At 62.1% G+C, this 19,233-nt stretch carries 18 protein-coding genes; 11 read left to right on the forward strand and 7 right to left on the reverse strand.

Annotated features, from left to right (window positions below; translation table 11 throughout):
• Positions 1-108 precede the first annotated feature (108 nt).
• A complete protein-coding gene (gene aceA / locus MFF34_RS15140) occupies positions 109-1,434 on the reverse strand; it encodes an isocitrate lyase (protein ID WP_012273289.1) in 1,326 nt (441 codons plus the stop codon).
• Between the two features lie 490 nt (positions 1,435-1,924).
• A complete protein-coding gene (locus MFF34_RS15145; RefSeq protein ID WP_238215088.1) occupies positions 1,925-2,659 on the reverse strand; it encodes a secretin N-terminal domain-containing protein in 735 nt (244 codons plus the stop codon).
• Between the two features lie 176 nt (positions 2,660-2,835).
• On the opposite strand from MFF34_RS15145, the gene MFF34_RS15150 reads away from it, so the two are divergent.
• Positions 2,836-4,278 (forward strand): SulP family inorganic anion transporter, encoded by a 1,443-nt coding sequence (locus MFF34_RS15150; protein WP_238214991.1) that lies wholly within the window; start codon positions 2,836-2,838, stop codon positions 4,276-4,278.
• Positions 4,279-4,421: 143 nt separating this feature from the next.
• Here MFF34_RS15150 and fusA read toward each other — a convergent pair whose 3' ends face one another.
• Both fusA and MFF34_RS15160 read right to left on the reverse strand, forming a co-directional pair.
• Positions 4,422-6,533: an elongation factor G gene (fusA, locus tag MFF34_RS15155; RefSeq protein WP_238214994.1), complete on the reverse strand. Its 2,112-nt coding sequence runs from the start codon at positions 6,531-6,533 to the stop codon at positions 4,422-4,424.
• A 73-nt stretch (positions 6,534-6,606) separates the two neighbouring features.
• A complete protein-coding gene (locus tag MFF34_RS15160; RefSeq protein WP_238214997.1) occupies positions 6,607-7,032 on the reverse strand; it encodes a hypothetical protein in 426 nt (141 codons plus the stop codon).
• Between the two features lie 220 nt (positions 7,033-7,252).
• Here MFF34_RS15160 and MFF34_RS15165 point away from each other — a divergent pair, with 220 nt between their 5' ends.
• Positions 7,253-7,555, forward strand: a complete 303-nt coding sequence (locus MFF34_RS15165; RefSeq protein WP_027592804.1) for a hypothetical protein — start codon at positions 7,253-7,255, stop codon at positions 7,553-7,555.
• Positions 7,556-7,558: 3 nt separating this feature from the next.
• Here MFF34_RS15165 and MFF34_RS15170 read toward each other — a convergent pair whose 3' ends face one another.
• Together MFF34_RS15170 and gcvA are read right to left on the reverse strand one after the other, a co-directional pair.
• Positions 7,559-8,803, reverse strand: coding sequence for an aspartate aminotransferase family protein (locus MFF34_RS15170; RefSeq protein WP_238214999.1), 1,245 nt, complete (start codon positions 8,801-8,803; stop codon positions 7,559-7,561).
• 132 nt (positions 8,804-8,935) lie between these two features.
• Complete coding sequence (gcvA, locus tag MFF34_RS15175) at positions 8,936-9,832, reverse strand: transcriptional regulator GcvA (protein ID WP_027592802.1); 897 nt, start codon at positions 9,830-9,832, stop codon at positions 8,936-8,938.
• Positions 9,833-10,087: 255 nt separating this feature from the next.
• Between gcvA and MFF34_RS15180 the strand changes: the two genes are divergently transcribed.
• The 3 genes from MFF34_RS15180 (at position 10,088) to MFF34_RS15190 (ending at position 12,854) form a co-directional block, all read left to right on the forward strand.
• Positions 10,088-11,470 carry an amino acid permease gene (locus MFF34_RS15180; protein WP_027592801.1) on the forward strand — a complete coding sequence of 461 codons (1,383 nt, stop codon included), beginning with the start codon at positions 10,088-10,090 and terminating at the stop codon, positions 11,468-11,470.
• A 103-nt stretch (positions 11,471-11,573) separates the two neighbouring features.
• Complete coding sequence (locus tag MFF34_RS15185) at positions 11,574-12,071, forward strand: PaaI family thioesterase (RefSeq protein WP_027592800.1); 498 nt, start codon at positions 11,574-11,576, stop codon at positions 12,069-12,071.
• A gap of 87 nt (positions 12,072-12,158) precedes the next feature.
• Positions 12,159-12,854, forward strand: a complete 696-nt coding sequence (locus tag MFF34_RS15190) for a glutathione S-transferase N-terminal domain-containing protein (RefSeq protein WP_238215000.1) — start codon at positions 12,159-12,161, stop codon at positions 12,852-12,854.
• A gap of 105 nt (positions 12,855-12,959) precedes the next feature.
• Here MFF34_RS15190 and MFF34_RS15195 read toward each other — a convergent pair whose 3' ends face one another.
• Positions 12,960-14,576 (reverse strand): inorganic phosphate transporter, encoded by a 1,617-nt coding sequence (locus MFF34_RS15195; protein ID WP_027592798.1) that lies wholly within the window; start codon positions 14,574-14,576, stop codon positions 12,960-12,962.
• A gap of 128 nt (positions 14,577-14,704) precedes the next feature.
• Here MFF34_RS15195 and MFF34_RS15200 point away from each other — a divergent pair, with 128 nt between their 5' ends.
• The 6 genes from MFF34_RS15200 (at position 14,705) to pgsA (ending at position 19,172) form a co-directional block, all read left to right on the forward strand.
• Positions 14,705-15,091, forward strand: coding sequence for a DUF488 domain-containing protein (locus MFF34_RS15200; RefSeq protein WP_238215003.1), 387 nt, complete (start codon positions 14,705-14,707; stop codon positions 15,089-15,091).
• A gap of 13 nt (positions 15,092-15,104) precedes the next feature.
• Positions 15,105-15,536, forward strand: a complete 432-nt coding sequence (locus MFF34_RS15205; RefSeq protein WP_238215004.1) for an N-acetyltransferase — start codon at positions 15,105-15,107, stop codon at positions 15,534-15,536.
• Positions 15,537-15,657: 121 nt separating this feature from the next.
• Positions 15,658-16,047, forward strand: a complete 390-nt coding sequence (locus tag MFF34_RS15210; RefSeq protein ID WP_027592795.1) for a helix-turn-helix domain-containing protein — start codon at positions 15,658-15,660, stop codon at positions 16,045-16,047.
• Between the two features lie 63 nt (positions 16,048-16,110).
• Complete coding sequence (gene uvrY, locus MFF34_RS15215; protein ID WP_027592794.1) at positions 16,111-16,749, forward strand: UvrY/SirA/GacA family response regulator transcription factor; 639 nt, start codon at positions 16,111-16,113, stop codon at positions 16,747-16,749.
• A gap of 5 nt (positions 16,750-16,754) precedes the next feature.
• Positions 16,755-18,578, forward strand: a complete 1,824-nt coding sequence (gene uvrC, locus MFF34_RS15220) for an excinuclease ABC subunit UvrC (RefSeq protein WP_027592793.1) — start codon at positions 16,755-16,757, stop codon at positions 18,576-18,578.
• Between the two features lie 33 nt (positions 18,579-18,611).
• Entirely contained in the window at positions 18,612-19,172 is a 561-nt protein-coding gene (gene pgsA / locus MFF34_RS15225) for a CDP-diacylglycerol--glycerol-3-phosphate 3-phosphatidyltransferase (protein WP_027592792.1), read from the forward strand.
• Positions 19,173-19,233 lie beyond the last annotated feature (61 nt).

Here is a 19,233-nt window from a genome sequence, read left to right on the forward strand (position 1 = left end):
GTCCTGAGGGGAAGGGTGACGCAAGATACTGTGTCATCAAGATATTTACGCATAAAAAAGCCCAGAGCTTTCGCAAGCCCCAGGCCTTTGCTCAACAGCAACCCACCATCAGTGGAACTGCTCTTCCTCAGTCGAACCGGTCAGCGCAGTTACCGACGAAGCCCCACCTTGAATCACGGTGGTCATGTCATCGAAGTAGCCAGTGCCCACTTCCTGCTGGTGCGCAACGAAGGTGTAGCCTTTGCTGGCATCAGCGAATTCCTGCTCCTGCAGCTTCACGTAGGCAGTCATGTCGTTGCGGGCGTAGTCGTGCGCCAGGTTGAACATGCCGTGCCACATGTTGTGAATGCCAGCCAGGGTGATGAACTGGTGCTTGTAGCCCATGGCCGACAGCTCGCGCTGGAACTTGGCGATGGTCGCGTCGTCCAGGTTTTTCTTCCAGTTGAAGGAAGGCGAGCAGTTGTACGACAGGATCTGGTCCGGGTATTCCTTCTTGATCGCTTCGGCGAAGCGGCGGGCTTCGTCCAGGTCCGGCTTGGCGGTTTCGCACCAGATCAGGTCGGCATACGGTGCGTAGGCCAGGCCGCGGGAGATTGCCTGGTCGAGGCCTGCACGCACTTTGTAGAAGCCTTCACGGGTGCGCTCGCCGATCACGAACGGTTGGTCGTACGGGTCGCAGTCGCTGGTCAGCAGGTCGGCGGCGTTGGCGTCGGTACGGGCCAGAATGATGGTCGGCACGCCCGAAACGTCAGCTGCCAGGCGCGCGGCAACCAGCTTCTGTACAGCTTCCTGGGTGGGTACCAGTACCTTGCCACCCATGTGGCCGCATTTTTTCACCGAGGCCAGCTGGTCTTCGAAGTGCACGCCGGCGGCACCCGCTTCGATCATGTTCTTCATCAGCTCGTAGGCGTTCAGTACGCCGCCGAAACCGGCTTCGGCGTCAGCTACGATTGGCGCGAAGTAGTCGATGTAGCCTTCGTCGCCCGGGTTCTTGCCGGCTTTCCACTGGATCTGGTCGGCGCGGCGGAACGAGTTGTTGATGCGCTTGACCACGGTCGGTACCGAGTCGACTGGATACAGCGACTGGTCGGGGTACATGGACTCGGCCGAGTTGTTGTCGGCGGCAACTTGCCAGCCGGACAGGTAGATAGCCTGGATGCCGGCTTTGACCTGTTGTACTGCCTGGCCGCCGGTCAGGGCGCCCATGCAGTTGACGAAATCTTTTTCTGGGCGGAAGGACGGGTGGGCACCCTGGGTGACCAGCTTCCACAGTTTTTCTGCGCCCTGACGGGCCAGGGTGTGCTCCGGCTGCAGGGAGCCACGCAGGCGAACGACATCAGCGGCGGTATAGGTACGGGTCACGCCTTTCCAGCGCGGGTTTTCGGCCCAGTCTTTCTCGAGGGCTGCAATTTGCTGTTCGCGTGTCAGTGCCATGGAAATAAACCTCGTCGCATCGATCTTGGGGTAATTGTGCTGATGCTCGGGTGCAGATCAGAGGCCTGGCGGCTGTCCTGTTCGGGGGCGTGCGGCGGCGAACGCGAAGGCTCGAAGGGGAAGGGGGTGCAGGCCAGGCGAAGGTGTGCGCTGCAGGTCGGCTCGTGGTTGCCTTGCTGCGGTGCTACGCGATTGCCAGAACTGCGGTGATGCGCTTCCGTCCCTCGGGACAACTTCTTCGTTGCAGTCGCAATCCCGTCGAACCGCCTTGTGGGCCGTATAGACACGAGGCGCCTCCAGGGGTGGGAGGAGCACGCCTCGAAGGCCCTTGCCAGGGCCCCTGATTAGCGGGAGCGAGGCCATCATGCCCTTGAGAAAAAGTACCTGTCAAATGTTTTGTAGTGACTTTTTTCACTTACTACATCTTTGGTCTAATACGACTCGGTAGTCAGTTTCTAGGCCATTGGTCGAGGCCTTGAATTGCCTGGGATCAGTCCAGAAGGTCGACTTTTACACGTAAAGTCATGTTTTCACCGCGCTGGGTACTGTAAGTGTGGCTTGACGCGCCACGATCGGACTGACTCTGCTGGTTGAACCCCGCCAAGGTGATCCATTCCCCTAGCTTGCCGGTGACTGTCGTGTCGGTGCTTTGAACTTTCACTACATCTACACGTTCCTGGCTGATGCGATCATTATTGGTGCTTATTTGTAGACGAACTGTTTCGCCGCTCAGGCTAGGGGTAACGTAGAACCCTTGGGTCACATTGCGGTATTCGGTGTTGCTTTGAATGCGCCCATAACCGTCGGTACTGGTGCTGGTGACCGGGATGCTTTGGCCAACCTGGATAAGCGCGGCCTGGCCTTCGCTGGCCTGAACCTGCTGCATGCCGCCTTCGCGGTTGCTGGTGCCGTAGCGGATGACGTGGGCGTTGCCGCGGGTGTCCTGGAAGTTGCTGTCGTTGTTGTCGACGCTGATCAGCAGGCGCTTGGGCGCGGTGTCCAACTGTTGCAGCAGGCTGCGCAGGTCGTCGATGCGCTCGGGGCTGGCATTGACGATCAGCTTGTTCTCGAAGGCGCTGACGGTGCCGTCCTTGCCGATGAACGATTGCGCAGCGGGCAGCAGTTCGGCGCTGCTGCGGTACTGCAAGGGGAGGACCTCGGTGGCGGCGTGAGCGCTGAGGGTGGCAGCCAGCAGCAAGGAAGTGAAAAGCGGGCGTAGCGGCATGTCCATGATCTCCGCAGTGGGTATTAACATGATGGCAAATTTGCCCAGGTTGTGCAGGTTACGCATCGAGGGGCGGCATCCTGCACTTTTGAGCGGTGGCCGCTGTAAGACAAATTCCGTAACATCGCGCCCCTCGATTGCCAGCCCGTCCGCCTGGACCGCCTCACAGGAACTTCATGAAACCCGTACGACTGCGCGCCGACCTGCTCGCCGGCCTGACCACTTCGTTCGCCCTGGTGCCCGAGTGCATCGCCTTCGCCCTGGTGGCGCACCTCACACCGCTGATGGGCCTGTATGGCGCTTTCATCATCTGTACCCTGACTGCACTGTTCGGCGGCCGTCCGGGCATGATTTCTGGTGCTGCCGGATCGATGGCGGTGGTGATCATCGCGTTGGTGGTGCAACACGGGGTGCAGTACTTGCTGGCCACGGTGCTGCTTGGCGGGGTGGTGATGATCTTGTTTGGCCTGCTGCGCCTGGGCAAGCTGGTGCGCCTCGTGCCTTACCCAGTGATGCTGGGCTTCGTCAACGGCCTGGCGATCGTCATCGCCCTGGCTCAGTTGGAGCACTTCAAGCAGGGCGGTCAGTGGCTCAGCGGTTCGCCGCTGTACCTGATGGTCGGCCTGGTGGCCCTGACCATGCTGGTGGTCTACATACTGCCCAGGCTTACCCGTGCCGTACCGCCCGCGCTGGTGGCCATCCTGGGGGTAGGCCTATTGGTGTACCTGCTGGGTTTGCCGACCCGCACCCTCGGCGACATGGCGCACATCGCCGGTGGCCTGCCGCAAGTGACGCTGCCAGATGTGCCATGGAACCTTGAAACGCTCAAGATCATCGCCCCCTACGCGGTGCTGATGGCCATGGTCGGCCTGCTGGAGACCCTGCTGACGCTCAACCTCACCGACGAAATCACCGAAAGCCGTGGCTTCCCAGACCGTGAGTGCGTGGCCCTGGGCGCCGCCAACATGGTTTCGGGCCTGTGCGGTGGCATGGGCGGCTGCGCGATGATCGGGCAGACGGTGATCAACCTCAGCTCCAATGGCCGCGGCCGGCTATCGGGCGTGGTTGCCGGGGTGATGATCCTGCTGTTCGTGTTGTTCTTGTCGCCGCTGATCGAGCGTATTCCGCTGGCTGCCCTGGTGGGGGTGATGTTCGTGGTTGCCCAGCAGACCTTCGCCTGGGCTTCGTTGCGCGTGTTGCACAAGGTGCCGGTGAACGATGTGCTGGCGATCATTGCGGTGACCATCGTCACGGTGTTCACCGACCTGGCCGTAGCGGTACTGTTTGGTATTGTCATCGCGGCGGTGAACTTTGCCTGGCAGCATGCGCGGGAGCTGTATGCCGACAGCCATGAGGAAGCGGGCGGCGGCAAGCGTTATCAGGTGCATGGCACGTTGTTCTTTGCCTCGGTCACGCCGTTCCTCAACCAGTTCGATGCAGCGGGCGACCCGGCCAAAGTTACCTTGGATTGCCAGCACCTGAGCTTTGTCGATTACTCGGCGATTGCGGCCCTCAAGACCTTGCGCGAGCGCTATGCGAAGGCTGGCAAGCAACTGCGGGTGGTGCATCTTTCTGAGCGCTGCAAGAAGCTGCTGAAGCGGGCCGGTGAGCTGCACTAAGGTTTCGCGACGCGATCCACTGTGGGAGCGGCGGTGCGGCGGTCCGACTTGCCCCGCGAACACCGGCGACGCCGGTGCCAGGCGCCTTTAAAGCCTGGGCCGGCCTCTTCGCGGGGCAAGCCCGCTCCCACAGGTCATGCAAATCACTCCCCGCGGTTCTTCTTCACGATCCCGTCAGCAATGCTGGCCGGTGCCTCGGCATAGCGGATGAACTCCATCGTGTAGCTGGCGCGGCCCTGGGTCATCGAGCGCATGGAGGTGGCATAGCCGAACATTTCGCCCAGCGGCACTTCGGCGCGTATCACCTTGCCGGCTGGCGTCTCGTCGCCATCCTGGATCATCCCGCGGCGCCGGCTCAGGTCGCCCATGATGTCGCCCTGGTATTCCTCGGGGGTCACCACCTCAACCTTCATCACCGGCTCTAGCAGCACTGCCCCGCCTTTTTGCGAGAGCTGCTTGGTGGCCATGGACGCGGCTATCTTGTAGGCCATTTCGTTGGAGTCGACGTCGTGGTAGGAGCCGTCGAACACCGCCGCCTTCAAGTTGATCAGTGGGTAGCCGGCGAGCACGCCATTCTTCATCTGTTCTTCGATACCTTTCTGGATGGCCGGGATGTACTCGCGGGGTACCACGCCACCGACGATTTCGTTGATGAACTCCAGGCCTTCCTTGCCTTCGTCGCCCGGGGCGAAGCGGATCCAGCAATGGCCGTATTGGCCGCGCCCGCCGGATTGGCGAACGAAGCGGCCTTCGATCTCGCAGGTGTTGCGGATCTTCTCGCGATAGGCCACCTGCGGCTTGCCGATATTGGCCTCGACGTTGAACTCGCGGCGCATGCGGTCGACGATGATGTCCAGGTGCAACTCGCCCATGCCGGAGATGATGGTCTGGCCGGTTTCCTCATCGGTGCGCACGCGGAACGACGGGTCTTCCTGGGCCAGCTTGCCCAGGGCTATGCCCATTTTTTCCTGGTCAGCCTTGGTCTTAGGCTCCACGGCCACGGAGATCACTGGGTCGGGGAAGTCCATGCGTTCGAGAATGATGGGGTTGTTGATGTCGCACAGGGTATCGCCCGTGGTCACGTCCTTCATGCCGATCAAGGCAGCAATATCGCCGGCGCACACGTCCTTGATTTCGGCGCGTTGGTTGGCGTGCATCTGCACCATGCGGCCGATGCGTTCTTTTTTGCCCTTGACCGAATTCAGCACCGCATGGCCGGAACTGAGCACGCCGGAATACACCCGGGCAAAGGTGAGGGTGCCGACGAAGGGGTCGGTGGCGATCTTGAAGGCCAGGGCCGAGAAGGGCTCTTTGTCGTCGGCGTGGCGCTCCAGGTGCTTTTCTTCGTCGTCGGGGTCGGTGCCTTTGATCGCCGGGATTTCGGAGGGGGCGGGCAGGTAGTCGATGACGGCATCGAGCATCAGCGGCACGCCCTTGTTCTTGAACGACGAGCCAAGGATGGTCGGCACGATTTCGTTGGCAATGGTGCGCTGGCGTATGGCGGCCTTGATCTCGTCGATGCTGAGCTCCTCGCCATCGAGAAACTTCATGGTCAGTTCATCGTTGGCCTCTGCCGCGGCTTCGATCATGTGCGCGCGCCATTCGTCGGCGAGCGCCTGGAGCTCGGTAGGGATCGCTTCTTCGCGGTAGGTGGTGCCGTTGTCGGCATCGTTCCAGTAGATGGCCTTCATCTTCACCAGGTCGATCTGGCCGATAAAATGCTCTTCGCTGCCGATGGCCAGCTGGATCGGCACCGGGTGATGCCCCAGACGCTTGTCGATCTGCTTGACCACGCGTAGGAAGTCGGCGCCCTGGCGGTCCATTTTGTTGATGTAGGCCAGGCGCGGCACGTGGTACTTGTTGGCCTGGCGCCACACGGTTTCCGATTGCGGTTCGACCCCGTCGGCGCCGCTGAACACCACCACCGCGCCGTCGAGCACACGCAGCGAGCGTTCTACCTCGATGGTGAAGTCGACGTGGCCAGGGGTATCGATGATGTTGAAGCGGTACTTGTCGGGGAACTGCTTGGTCGAGCCCTGCCAGAAGGCCGTGGTGGCTGCCGAGGTGATGGTGATGCCGCGCTCCTGTTCCTGGGCCATCCAGTCCATGGTCGCGGCGCCATCGTGCACCTCGCCCATCTTGTGATTGACCCCGGTGTAAAACAGGATGCGCTCGGTGGTGGTGGTCTTGCCGGCATCCACGTGGGCGACGATGCCGATATTGCGATACAGCTCGATGGGCGTTGTACGGGCCATGGCGGACTACCTGCGGATGGGCGGATTCTCCCACGTTAGCAGACCGGAAGAATCCTGCTTTACCGCCGGGCCGTCAGTCGGGCTGAGCCTGCAGCAGCCATTGGCCGTCCACTTCACGGGCCAGGCCGCTAGCAGGCAGCAGGGCCAGCAAGCGCTCGTGCAGGGCGCCGTCGGTGAAGGTCTTGAGCTTGGCCATGTCCAGCGCGCCGACCAGGTTGAGGTCTTCTTTGTGGTACGACAGCCAGGCTTTTTTCAGCACCAGCAGCACGTCGCTGCCAGCGGTGTTGGCGAAGCGGCGGTTGAGCGGGCGGCCTTCGAGGGTGAAGTTGTGCGCGTGGCTGTAGCTGCTCTGGTCGCCACCGTCACGGCAGCGATGGCACTGGCACGGGCCTTCGGCGAACGCGTTGCGCAGGTAAGTGTTGAAGTCCACGACGGGCTTGAGGGACAGGCGTTTGTCGACCTCGAACAGGTCGGCGATCAGGGGTTCTTCGGCGCTCACTCGGGATCCTCGTGTGGTGTGGCGTGCATCGGCGGGCACCCTAACAGATCGGGGCGGGGGAGGCCATTTTGATCTGTTGATGGCGGCCACCCAGGTGCCAGGCATGACGCTGTACCTGTGGGAGCGGGTTCACCCGCGAAGAGGCCAGTAGAGACAACAGACAAAGGCTGCCGTACTCTACGCGCCAAAACGCCTACACATCTAATTGAGGTAACCCCGCTTGAGCAGCAAGTTCCCGTACACCGCCACCGTGACCATCAGCGCTGAAGACCGCGGGGGCGACATCGAGGCCTCGGAAAACCCCAGTATGCGTGTGGGCCTTGAAGCGGTGACCGAAACCCTGAAGAAGGTGCATTTCGTCGGTACGCTCGCAGCTCCCGAAAAGCCGGCCACGCACATCTGCGTTACCCTGGAAAACGGCCTGACCTACTACGGCCCGATCGTCAACGGCCACGCCGAACTCGAAGGTGGCTGGATCGCTTTCGAGTCCGACATGCTCACCCCTGAAGAGCTGGGCCTGTAAGCCTTAGTTCAACTCTGCCAGGCACTGCTCGAGGATATCCAAGCCTTCTTCGAGCACCTCGGCTTCGATGGTCAGTGGTGCGAGCAGGCGGATGATATGCCGCGCCTTGCCGCTGGGCATCAGCAACAGGCCTTTGGCGCGCGCTGCTTCCATGACCTTGGCCAACTGGGCCGGTGCCGGGCTGCCATCGGCGTTGACGAATTCGATGCCGCGCATCGCGCCGACACCGGTCAGCCTCCCGATGAACGGGTGCTGGGCTTTCCAGCGCTCGACGCGGCTGACAATCGCCTGTTCCTGGCGTTCGCCCCAGGTGGCGACGTTCTCGTCGGTCATCTGCGCCAGGCTCGCCAGCGCCGCTGCGCAGGCAATCGGGTTGCCCGAATAGGTCCCGCCCAGGCCACCCTTGGGCAGCGATGCCATCAATTCTTTACGGCCCACGACCGCACCCAGTGGCATGCCGCCCGCGATGCTTTTAGCCAGCAGCAGCAGGTCGGGCTCGATGCCCAGGCGCGGGAAGGCAAAGCGCTGGCCGGTACGGCCAAAGCCCGACTGGATCTCGTCGATGATGATCAAAATGCCGTGCTTGTCGCAGAAGCGGCGCAGTGCCTGGGCGAATGCTGGGTCGAGGGCGAGGAAGCCGCCTTCACCCTGGACCGGTTCGAGGATGAAAGCCGCCACGTCTTCAACCGCCAGCTCGACGCTGAACAGCCGGTCCATGGCCTTGAGTGCCTGTTCGCAGGTGACGCCGGTGTCGGCACTGGGGTAGGGCAGGTGGTAGACCGGGCCTGGCAGATCGCCGACGCGTTGCTTGTACGGGGCGACCTTGCCATTGAGGTTCAGGGTTGCCAGGGTGCGGCCATGGAAGCCACCGTCGAAAGCAATCATCGCGCGCTTGCCGGTGGCGCCGCGGGCCACTTTCAGGGCATTTTCCGCCGCTTCCGCGCCACTGTTGGTGAGCATGCCGGCCAGCGGGTAGCTGACCGGGACAAACTCGCTGAGGCGCTCCATCAGCGCAAGGTACGGGCCGTGGGGGGCTGCGTTGAAGGCATAGTGGGTGAGGCGGGTGGCCTGGGCCTGGATCGCTTCGACCACGGCTGGGTTGCAATGGCCCAGGTTGAGTACGCCGATACCGCCGACGAAGTCGATATAACGTTTGCCGCCGGTGTCCCAGACTTCCGCATTCTTGCCGTGGGAAAGTGTAATTGGGTGAACGATGGCAATGGACTGGCTGATACTTTCCTGATTCATGGTGCACGCGGACCTTGTTCGAGTTTCCCACTATCGAAGCGTGCGGGGGCTGTATTGCGCAAACGAATTATTTGATTGCGATCATTCCTTGGATTCGTGATCTTGTAAGATTTTGTGTTACCTGCACTGGCCTCAATCCCCTTCAGCCACCCGCTCGCGAATCCACTGCACGAAGGCCCTGACCTTCGGCACCTCCGCCGCATGCTCGGCATGGGCGATGAAGTGCCTGCCATTGCTCGGCACCGGGTGGTCCCAGGCCACCACCAGCTTGCCTTCGTTCAACTCCTCAGCCACCAGGTACCGCGGAATCAGGGCAATGCCACAGCCGGCGATTGCAGCCCGGATGCACAGGTAGAACGTGTCGAAGCGCGGCCCGTGGTAGCTGTTCTGGCTGTGCAACCCCAGCCCCAAAAACCATTCATGCCAGGCCTCCGGGCGCGATACACACTGCAGCAGGCGGTGCTCGGTCAGCGCCTCGGCGCTGGTGAAACGGTGGTTGGCGAGCAGCTCTGGGGCGCACACCGGCACCACTTCTTCGCTGAACAGCTCGATACACGTCGCCCCAGGCCAGGTGCCTTGGCCGAAGAAGAAGGCGATGTCGGCCTTGGACTGCACCAGGTCGAAGGGTTCCAGCTCGTTACGGATATCCAGGTGGATACGCGGATAGCGATCACCAAACCCCTTTAGCCTGGGCACCAGCCAGCGCGCGCCAAAGGTCGGCTGGGTGGCGATGCGCAGCACTTCGGTCTCATCGCCATAGCTGAGGATGTAGCGGCTGGAGATGTCGATCTGAGTGAGGATCTTGTTCACCTCGGTCAGGTACAGCGCACCGGCCGGGGTCAGGTGCAGGCGCCGGCGAATGCGCTGGAACAGCGAGTGCGACAGCATGTCCTCCAGTTGCGCGACCTGTTTGCTGACCGCGCTCTGGGTCAGGTGCAGCTCTTGCGCCGCGCGGGTGAAGCTCAGGTGGCGGGCAGCCGCTTCGAAGCACTGGAGGGCGGTGGTCGAGGGCATCAGGCGTTTGGACATGACAGGCGCGTACCGAGCAAAAAAGGAAGAAGTTCATTCCGTATTGGAATCATGTGCTTCGAAAAGGTCGTTTGTTGACCCAGGCCTATAGATTAATACTGACCTGGATCAACGATTACAACCGGTCGTGCGAAGAGGAGGGAAGTAGCCACCGCCGGCATCTACAAAACAACAAAAAACGCACACCAGAAATTAATAAGAATTCTGCTCCATTTTTTAGCCGTCCCACGACGGCGACCCATTCGAGGGTTCTCCATGGCTTCGCTAGAAAACAAGAAACAGCGGTCCTTGCAGCACGGCCTGACGTCCCGTCAGGTTTCCATGATCTCCATCGCCGGCATCATCGGCGCCGGCCTGTTCATCGGCTCCTCCAACGCCATTGCCACCGCCGGCCCGGCCATCCTCATCTCCTACGCCATGACCGGCCTGCTGGTGCTGCTGGTGATGCGTATGCTGGGCGAAATGGCCATCGCCAACCCCAACAGCGGCTCGTTCTCCACTTACGCCTCCGAGGCCATCGGCCCTTGGGCAGGCTTCACCATCGGTTGGTTGTACTGGTGGTTCTGGGTGCTGATCATCCCGGTCGAGGCGATTGCTGGCGCAGACATCCTGCATGCCTACTTCCCCGGCGTGCCATCGTGGTTGTTCGCCTTCCTGATCATGGTCGTGCTGTCGGGTACCAACCTGATCAGTGTGAAGAACTTCGGTGCCTTCGAGTACTGGTTCGCGCTGGTCAAGGTGGTTGCCATCGTTGCCTTCATCATCGTCTGCAGCCTGGCCGTGTTCGGCTTCTGGCCGTTGGCGGAGGTCTCGGGCGTGAGCCGGCTGTGGGACAATGGCGGCTTCATGCCCAATGGCTTTGGCACTGTGCTGGGTGGCGTGCTGATCACCATCTTCTCGTTCTTCGGCGCCGAGATCGTCACCATTGCCGCTGACGAAACAGCCAACCCGAAAGACAAGATCCGCCGTGCCACCAACCTGGTGGTGTACCGCATCGCGATCTTCTACCTGGCCTCGATCTTCCTGGTGGTGTCGCTGGTGGCCTGGAACGACCCGGCCCTGAAAGCCGTGGGCTCGTTCCAGCGGGTGCTGGAAGTGCTTAACGTGCCGGGCGCCAAGCTGCTGGTCGACCTGGTGGTGCTGGTGGCGGTCACCAGCTGCATGAACTCCGGCCTGTACACGGCCTCGCGGATGCTCTACTCCCTGGGTGCCCGTGGCCAGGCGCTGAGCATGACCAAGCGCATTTCGGGTGCTGGCGTGCCAACGGTAGCGGTCATCTTCTCGACCCTGGCAGGCTTTGCCGGTTGCTTCGTCAACTATGTGTTCCCCGGCAAGGTGTTCGGTTTCCTGCTGTCCACCACCGGCGCCATTGCCTTGCTGGTGTACCTGGTGATCGCCGTGTCTCAGCTGCGCATGCGAGCCCGTGCAGACCGTGAGGGCACGCCACTAGAGCTGAAGATGTGGCTGTTCCCTTATCTGACCTGGCTGGTGATCGGCACCATCGTCATGGTCCTGGGCTACATGCTGTTCAGCGATGCCTACCGCTACGAGACGCTGATGACTGCCGGGGTGACGTTGTTCATCCTGCTGGTGTCGCTGACCCAGCGGCGCGGCAAGGTGGTCGCACAGACTGCTTGATCCAGAGGGGGCGCTTAGCGCCCCTTTCTCATTGGCGCTGGCTCAGCGCGGCGCTACCATCGACGCTTGCCTCACTTCCCATTCCAACAAGCACAGGAAGCGTATGAACGAGCACACCCTTTCCCTCCAGCAGTTGGCTGCACCGGAAGGCACCTGCTACGGCTGCGGCTGCTCCCACCCTAGCGGCCTGCACCTGCAAAGCCATTGGGACGCCGACGGCATCCACCTGCTGTGCCGCCACGCGCCGGACAGCACCTTCATCGGCTGGCCCGGCCTGGTTTATGGCGGCTTACTGGCCATGCTGGTCGATTGCCATTCCAACTGGACCGCCATGGCCTACCACTACCGCAACGAAGGCCGTGAACCGGGCAGCCTGCCACGTATCGACTGCGTCACGGGCACACTCAACCTCAGCTACCTGAAACCGACCCCCATGGGTGTCGAGTTGCTGCTCAAGGCACGCGTAGAAGGGGAAGTCGGGCGAAAGAGCCGGGTTATCTGCGAGGTTTGGGCAGACGATGTACTCACGGTGACGGCGGACTCGGTGTTCGTTCGGGTCGACACCGAAAAGCTCAAGCTCAAGGCCCACGGCCAGGCTTGAGCCGCCTGTGCCGATGAAGGGTCGGTGATGGTCAGCCACGCGGGATGTCACTAAAGTGACAGCTCCATTCCCCAGGCAAGGTTGACCATGACCGATCTGAGCGCATTCCCCATCACCCGCAAATGGCCCGCCCAGCACCCCGAGCGCTTGCAGCTGTATTCGTTGCCGACGCCGAATGGGGTCAAGGTGTCGATCATGCTCGAAGAGATCGGCCTGGCGTACGAGCCGCATAAGGTCAGCTTCGACAACGATGACCAGATGAGCCCGGAGTTCATCTCCCTCAGCGCCAACAACAAGATCCCCGCCATCCTCGACCCGAACGGCCCCGGTGGCCAGCCGCTTCCGTTGTTCGAGTCGGGCGCCATCCTGCAGTACCTCGCGGAAAAGAGCGGGCAGTTGCTCAGCCAGGACCCCGCCACCCGTTACCAGACCCTGCAGTGGTTGATGTTCCAGATGGGCGGCATCGGGCCGATGTTCGGCCAGGTCGGGTTCTTCCATTTCTTTGCGGGCAAGGAATACGAAGACAAACGCCCGCGGGATCGCTACGTCAACGAATCCAAGCGCTTGCTGGGTGTGCTGGACCGCCACCTACAAGGCCGCGAGTGGATGGTCGACGAATACAGCATCGCCGACATCGCCATATTCCCTTGGGTACGCAACCTTGTGGAGCGCTACAACGCCCGTGAGCTGGTCGGGTTCGATGCGTTCAAGGAAGTGCAGCGGGTGCTGGCGACGTTTTTGGAGCGGCCGGCGGTTCAGCGTGGCCTGAAAATCCCGGGATGATCGGGCATCCCTGAACCTGTGGGAGCGGGCTTGCCCGCGAATGCTGTGGTAGGCCCACCATCACATTCGTGGGCAAGCCCGCTTCCACAGGTTCTTTAGTGCAGCCTAGAAAATCTGGTTAAGAAGCCAGTACAGGCTACCTGCCAACAGCATTGCCGCGGGCAGGGTCAGCACCCAGGCCATCAGCAGGTTGATCAACGTACGCTGCTGAATCCCCGAGCCATTGGCGACCATGGTCCCAGCCACCCCCGAGCTCAGCACGTGGGTAGTCGAGACCGGCAGCCCGAACATGTCGGCCGCCCCGATGGTGCACATCGCAACCACCTCCGCCGATGCGCCTTGGGCATAGCTCAGGTGGGTCTTGCCGATCTTTTCGCCCACCGTCACCACAATGCGTCGCCAGCCGACCATGGTCCCAAGCCCTAGCGCGATGGCCACGGCCACCTTGACCCACAGGGGAATGTAGCGCGTGGCATCGTCCAGCTGTGTCTTGAACAGTTGCACATGGCTGCGGGTGTCGGCATCGAAGTTTGTCAGCTGGTGCTTGTCGAGCAAGCGGATGGCTTCGCTGGTCAGGTACATGTCATTGCGTACGTTGGCCATGGCTTCGGCCGGCACGCGCTTGAGCGAACCGTAACCCTTCACCTCTTCGCCGATCATGCCGGTGAGGGCGGCCAGGGCTGGTACCAGTTGCGGGTTGGGCTTGGGTTCGGCGATGAACGCGGTCAAGGTTTGGCGCGGGTCTGCGGGCGCCGCTTGCGGGTCATGGCGCACCAGGGCCTGGCGCGTCACTTCGGCCACGGCCGAAAACTGCAGGGCCTGCTCGCTGGGCATGGTCTTGTTCAGCGCATACGCCATCGGCAGCGTGCCGACCAGAATCAGCATGATCAGCCCCATGCCTTTTTGCCCATCGTTGGAGCCGTGGGCAAACGATACCCCGGTGCAGGTCAGGATCAGTACGCCACGGATCCACCACGGTGGCGGCGTCTGGCCTTCCGGCGCCTGGTACAGCTCTTTGCGCTTGACCAGCGCGCGCAGCGCCAGCAGCAACAGGGCCGCGCAGGCAAAACCGATCAACGGCGAGAACAGCAGGGCATACCCCACCTTGCTGGCTTGGGCCCAATCCACGCCGCTGGTGCCGTCGCGCCCATGCATCAGCGCATTGGCCACGCCTACGCCGATGATCGAGCCAATCAGCGTGTGCGAGGAGGACGCCGGCAAGCCCAGCCACCAGGTGCCCAGGTTCCAGATGATCGCGGCCAGCAGCAGGGCGAAGACCATGGCGAAACCGGCCGAAGAACCTACCTGCAAAATCAGCTCGACCGGCAACAAGGCAATGATGCCAAAGGCCACCGCGCCGCTGGAAAGCAGCACCCCCAGGAAGTTGCATAACCCCGACCAGACCACGGCGACCGGTGCCGGCAAAGAATGCGTATAGATAACCGTGGCGACGGCGTTGGCGGTGTCATGGAAGCCGTTGACGAACTCGAAGCCCAGGGCAATCAGCAGCGCCAGGCCCAACAATAGGAAGGGGGTAACGGTGGTGATCACCGTGCCGCTGGCGCTGACGTCCTGTTTCAGGCTCCAGGCGGTGTAGGCGATGCCTGCCAGTAGCAGGCCGAAGAACAAAACCAGGGTGGCACGCCCGGGCTTGTGGGACAGCTGCGGGCGGGAATCGCGTTGGGCCAGTGGCGGCTGGCTGGCCAGGGACGGGGTTGCCATGGGGGCTCCGGTTGGCGTCGGGCGAAGGTGCCGAAGGCTGTGAGCTTAGGAGCAATTCGTGACCGGTCCGTGACCTCGGTCAATGAATTCACTAGGCTCAAGACAGACGGTAAATGCGGGAGAAAGCCATGATCCGCTGCAAACGTGTCTACGAAGCAGCCGCCGACGAAGATGGCCAGCGCGTGCTGGTCGACCGCCTGTGGCCGCGCAACAAACGCAAGGAAGACTTGCAGGGCCAATGGTTGCGCGAGGTGGCACCTTCGGACGAATTGCGGACGGCGTTTCACCAGGGGGAGGTGGATTTTGCCGGTTTCACCCAGCGCTACCAGCAACAGCTGGCCGCCCATCCCGAGCACTGGTACCCACTGCTGGATCTGGCGGCCAAAGGGCCGCTGACCTTGCTGTATGCCGCCAAAAACACCGAGCACAACAATGCCCAAGTGCTCGCCGAGTGGCTGGAGGATGAGCTGGAACGCCGTGGCCCAGGCAGCTCGCCGGTGTGCTACGCCACCTGAGCAGTGCACAATGATGGCCATGAACCTCGTACCTGCCACCGACGCCCACCGCAGCTTTGCCCGCGACCTTACGCGCCGGGCCATGCTGCCGTACTACCGTGAGTTCGACCTGTTGTGGCTCGAAGATGCCTTCGATCAGGCCTGGGGCTGGCGTGAGCAATGGCTGGTGATGGAAGGCGACACGGTGCTGGGCTACTGCAGCCTCAGCCAAGACCGCCAGGCACTGTTCATTCGCGAGTTGCACCTGCTGCCCGAGCACCGCGGGCGCGGTATCGGCAGCCGGGTGCTGGAGTCGCTCGCCGGTTGGGCGCAGCAGCGGCGCCTGCCATTGCTGCGTTTGATGGTGTTCCGCAGCAACCCGGCCAGGCAGTTGTATCAGCGCAGGGGCTTTGTCGAAATGGGCGAGGATGAGTGCTTCGTGCGCATGCAGCGCGCAATCGACTGATAGCTCAGTGATGGCTTGTCGTGGCCGGTGACCATGGGCATAGTGGACCCAGGAATTTACAGCTGCTTACAGGAAGGTGAGCGGCGTTGGATGATGTCTAGGGACTAAGGAGATGCACCCTATGAATGGATTCGGTCCGCGACTGCGGGAAGAACGTGAGCGGTTGGGGATGACCCAGCGGGTGTTTGGTGACATTGGCGGAGTCGAGCCCAATGCCCAGGGTAAATACGAAAGTGGCGAACGCACGCCGCGTGCCGATTACCTGGCCGCAGTGGCCGCCCATGGCGTGGATGCCCTCTACGTGCTCAGCGGTGTGCGCACCCCCGCGCCGCTGGAAAACATGACCCAGGATGAGGCCGAATTGCTGGGGGCCTTTCGGCAATTGCCGCTCGCCGATCAAGCAGCGCTCTGGCACTTGCTGGGGCGTTTGTCAGGTGAGGTCAAAAGCCGCGAAACAGTGAGGCCTTTCACACTTGGCCGTCAGGCCTATCTGACAGAAGTTTTGCGTTAGGCCCGCCATGAAAAATTTTGTTAAGGTGGCGGGATCCAATCGCCCTGTAGACGAGGTGTGTGCTTGATTAGGGTCTTAGTGGTCGATGATCACGATCTGGTACGAACCGGTATTACACGCATGCTGGCCGACATCGACGGCTTGCAGGTGGTGGGTGAGGGGGATTCGGGGGAGGCGGCGCTGAAGCTGGCCCGGGAACTGAAGCCGGACGTCGTCCTGATGGACGTGAAAATGCCGGGCATCGGTGGCCTGGAGGCTACCCGTAAACTGTTGCGCAGCCACCCCGACATCAAGGTGGTCGCGGTCACCGTGTGCGAGGAAGACCCATTCCCCACGCGCCTGCTGCAAGCCGGCGCGGCCGGTTACCTGACCAAGGGTGCCGGGCTCGATGAAATGGTCCAGGCCATTCGCCTGGCCTTTGCCGGCCAGCGCTACATCAGCCCGCAAATCGCCCAGCAATTGGCGCTGAAGTCGTTCCAGCCGCAAGGCTCGCCGTTTGACGCCTTGTCCGAGCGGGAAATCCAGATCGCCTTGATGATCGTCGGCTGCCAGAAGGTGCAGATCATCTCGGACAAGTTGTGCCTCTCGCCCAAGACCGTCAATACTTACCGTTATCGGATCTTTGAAAAACTCTCGGTCACCAGCGACGTCGAACTGACCTTGCTGGCCGTTCGCCACGGTATGGTTGACGCAAGCCTGTAAACCTCATGCCCCAAGCTTTTGATGCCAGCGCGTTCCTGGCGACCTGCAGCGGTCGCCCGGGCGTTTACCGTATGTTCGACGCCGAGGCGCGGCTGCTCTACGTGGGCAAGGCCAAAAACCTCAAGAAGCGTCTGGCCAGCTATTTCCGTAAAACCGGCCTGGCGCCCAAGACCGCCGCGCTGGTGGGCCGTATCGCCCAGGTCGAGACCACCATCACCGCCAACGAGACTGAGGCGCTGCTGCTGGAGCAGAACCTGATCAAGGAATGGCGGCCGCCGTACAATATCCTGTTGCGCGACGACAAGTCGTACCCTTATGTCTTCCTGTCTGACGGCGACTTCCCGCGCCTGGGCATCCACCGCGGTGCAAAAAAAGCCAAGGGCCGTTACTTCGGCCCGTACCCCAGCGCCGGCGCCATTCGCGAAAGCCTTAGCCTGTTGCAAAAGGCCTTTTCGGTGCGCCAGTGCGAAGACAGCTACTACGCCAACCGCACCCGGCCGTGCCTGCAGTACCAGATCAAACGCTGCAAAGGGCCGTGTGTCGGCCTGGTGGATAAAGACGAGTACGCCGACGATATCCGCCATTCGGTGATGTTCCTCGAAGGCCGCAGCCAACAGTTGGGCAACGAGCTCAACGCCGAAATGGAGAAGGCCGCCATGGCCCTCAATTTCGAGAAGGCCGCCGAACTGCGCGACCAGATCGCCCTGTTGCGCCGCGTGCAGGACCAGCAGTACATCGAAGGCGGTACCGGCGACGTCGACGTCATCGCGGCCTTCGTCAACCCCGGTGGCGCCTGCGTGCACCTGATCAGCGTGCGTGGCGGGCGGGTGCTGGGCAGCAAAAACTTCTTCCCACAGGTGGGCATCGAGGAGGAGGTGGCTGAAGTCATGGCCGCGTTCCTGTCCCAGTACTACGTGGGCAACGCCGAGCGTGAGCTGCCAGGCGAGCTCATCGTCAACGTGGTGCACGAAGACTTCGAAGCCATCAGCGAAGCACTGCAGACCCTACGCGGCCGCGAGCTGACCATCACCCACCGGGTGCGTGGCACTCGGGCCCGCTGGCAGCAATTGGCCGTGACCAACGCCGAACAGGCCCTCAACGCCCGCCTGGCCAACCGCCAGCACATGGCCGCGCGCTTCGAGGCCCTGGCCCAGGTGCTGGGCCTGGACGAAGTGCCGCAGCGCCTGGAGTGCTACGACATCAGCCACTCCAGCGGCGAAGCCACCGTGGCCAGCTGCGTGGTGTTCGGCCCCGAAGGCCCGATCAAGTCCGACTACCGCCGCTTCAACATCGAAGGCGTCACCGCCGGTGACGACTACGCCGCCATGCACCAGGCCCTGACCCGCCGCTACGGGCGCATCAAGGACGGCGAGGGCAAGTTGCCCGACGTCTTGCTGGTGGACGGCGGCAAAGGCCAGTTGAACATGGCTCGCGACGTGATGCAGGAGCTGGCCTTCACCGACCTGACCCTGCTCGGCGTGGCCAAAGGCGTGACCCGCAAGGCCGGTTTCGAAACCCTGTACCTCAACGACGTGCACCACGAGTTCACCCTCAAGGGCGACTCACCGGCGCTGCACCTTATCCAGCAGATCCGCGACGAAGCCCACCGCTTCGCCATCACCGGCCACCGTGCCCGCCGCGGCAAGGCCCGTCGCGTGTCCAGCCTGGAAGACGTTGCCGGGGTCGGCCCCAAGCGCCGGCGCGACCTGCTGAAACACTTCGGCGGCCTGCAAGAGCTCAACCGCGCCAGTATCGATGAGATCGCCAAAGCCCCCGGCATCAGTAAAAAGCTTGCCGAGTCGATTTATGCCAGCCTGCATAGCGAGTAGAATGCCGGGCTCAACCCGCAGCCAGTCGTACCGATGAATATTCCAAACCTGCTCACCGTTCTACGCGTCCTGCTCATCCCGATCTTCATCCTGCTGTTCTATATGCCCTATCACTGGAGCTATATGGCCGCCAGCAGTGTGTTCGCCGTTGCCGCTGCCACCGACTGGCTGGACGGCTACCTGGCGCGTCGCCTGCAGCAGAGCACGCCGTTCGGTGCCTTCCTGGACCCAGTGGCAGACAAACTGATGGTCGCCGTGGCGCTGGTGCTGCTGGTGCAGGTACACGCCAACTTCTGGCTGACCTTGCCCGCAGCGGTGATCATCGGCCGTGAAATCGTCGTTTCGGCGCTGCGCGAGTGGATGGCCGAACTGGGGGCGAGGGCGCACGTGGCGGTGTCCAACCTCGGCAAGTGGAAGACCGCGGCACAGATGCTGGCGCTGGTCATTCTGCTGGGCAACCCACCTGCGGTGACGATGTGGGTGATTCTGGGTTACGGCCTGCTGCTGGTGGCGGCAGGGCTGACGCTGTGGTCGATGGCGCATTACCTGCTGGCCGCCTGGCCGCACTTGCGCGAAGGCTCGGAACAAAAATAAAACTTTTTTGAATCAAGGGGTTGACGCCGTTTTAGATATCGCTAGAATGGCACCCATCACG

The sequence above is a fragment of the Pseudomonas sp. PAGU 2196 genome (genome assembly GCF_022179005.1).
GTDB lineage: Bacteria > Pseudomonadota > Gammaproteobacteria > Pseudomonadales > Pseudomonadaceae > Aquipseudomonas > Aquipseudomonas kermanshahensis.

Excerpts from the sequence above, each read along its gene's own strand:
- MFF34_RS15145 (WP_238215088.1), bottom strand. The coding sequence starts at position 2,659 with ATGCCGCTACGCCCGCTTTTCACTTCCTTGCTGCTGGCTGCCACCCTC.
- gcvA (WP_027592802.1), bottom strand. The coding sequence starts at position 9,832 with ATGTCCAAACGCCTGATGCCCTCGACCACCGCCCTCCAGTGCTTCGAA.
- fusA (WP_238214994.1), bottom strand. The coding sequence starts at position 6,533 with ATGGCCCGTACAACGCCCATCGAGCTGTATCGCAATATCGGCATCGTC.
- MFF34_RS15195 (WP_027592798.1), bottom strand. The coding sequence starts at position 14,576 with ATGGCAACCCCGTCCCTGGCCAGCCAGCCGCCACTGGCCCAACGCGAT.
- MFF34_RS15200 (WP_238215003.1), top strand. The coding sequence starts at position 14,705 with ATGATCCGCTGCAAACGTGTCTACGAAGCAGCCGCCGACGAAGATGGC.
- MFF34_RS15190 (WP_238215000.1), top strand. The coding sequence starts at position 12,159 with ATGACCGATCTGAGCGCATTCCCCATCACCCGCAAATGGCCCGCCCAG.
- uvrC (WP_027592793.1), top strand. The coding sequence starts at position 16,755 with ATGCCCCAAGCTTTTGATGCCAGCGCGTTCCTGGCGACCTGCAGCGGT.
- MFF34_RS15210 (WP_027592795.1), top strand. The coding sequence starts at position 15,658 with ATGAATGGATTCGGTCCGCGACTGCGGGAAGAACGTGAGCGGTTGGGG.
- MFF34_RS15180 (WP_027592801.1), top strand. The coding sequence starts at position 10,088 with ATGGCTTCGCTAGAAAACAAGAAACAGCGGTCCTTGCAGCACGGCCTG.
- MFF34_RS15185 (WP_027592800.1), top strand. The coding sequence starts at position 11,574 with ATGAACGAGCACACCCTTTCCCTCCAGCAGTTGGCTGCACCGGAAGGC.
- aceA (WP_012273289.1), bottom strand. The coding sequence starts at position 1,434 with ATGGCACTGACACGCGAACAGCAAATTGCAGCCCTCGAGAAAGACTGG.
- MFF34_RS15205 (WP_238215004.1), top strand. The coding sequence starts at position 15,105 with ATGGCCATGAACCTCGTACCTGCCACCGACGCCCACCGCAGCTTTGCC.
- MFF34_RS15170 (WP_238214999.1), bottom strand. The coding sequence starts at position 8,803 with ATGAATCAGGAAAGTATCAGCCAGTCCATTGCCATCGTTCACCCAATT.
- pgsA (WP_027592792.1), top strand. The coding sequence starts at position 18,612 with ATGAATATTCCAAACCTGCTCACCGTTCTACGCGTCCTGCTCATCCCG.
- MFF34_RS15150 (WP_238214991.1), top strand. The coding sequence starts at position 2,836 with ATGAAACCCGTACGACTGCGCGCCGACCTGCTCGCCGGCCTGACCACT.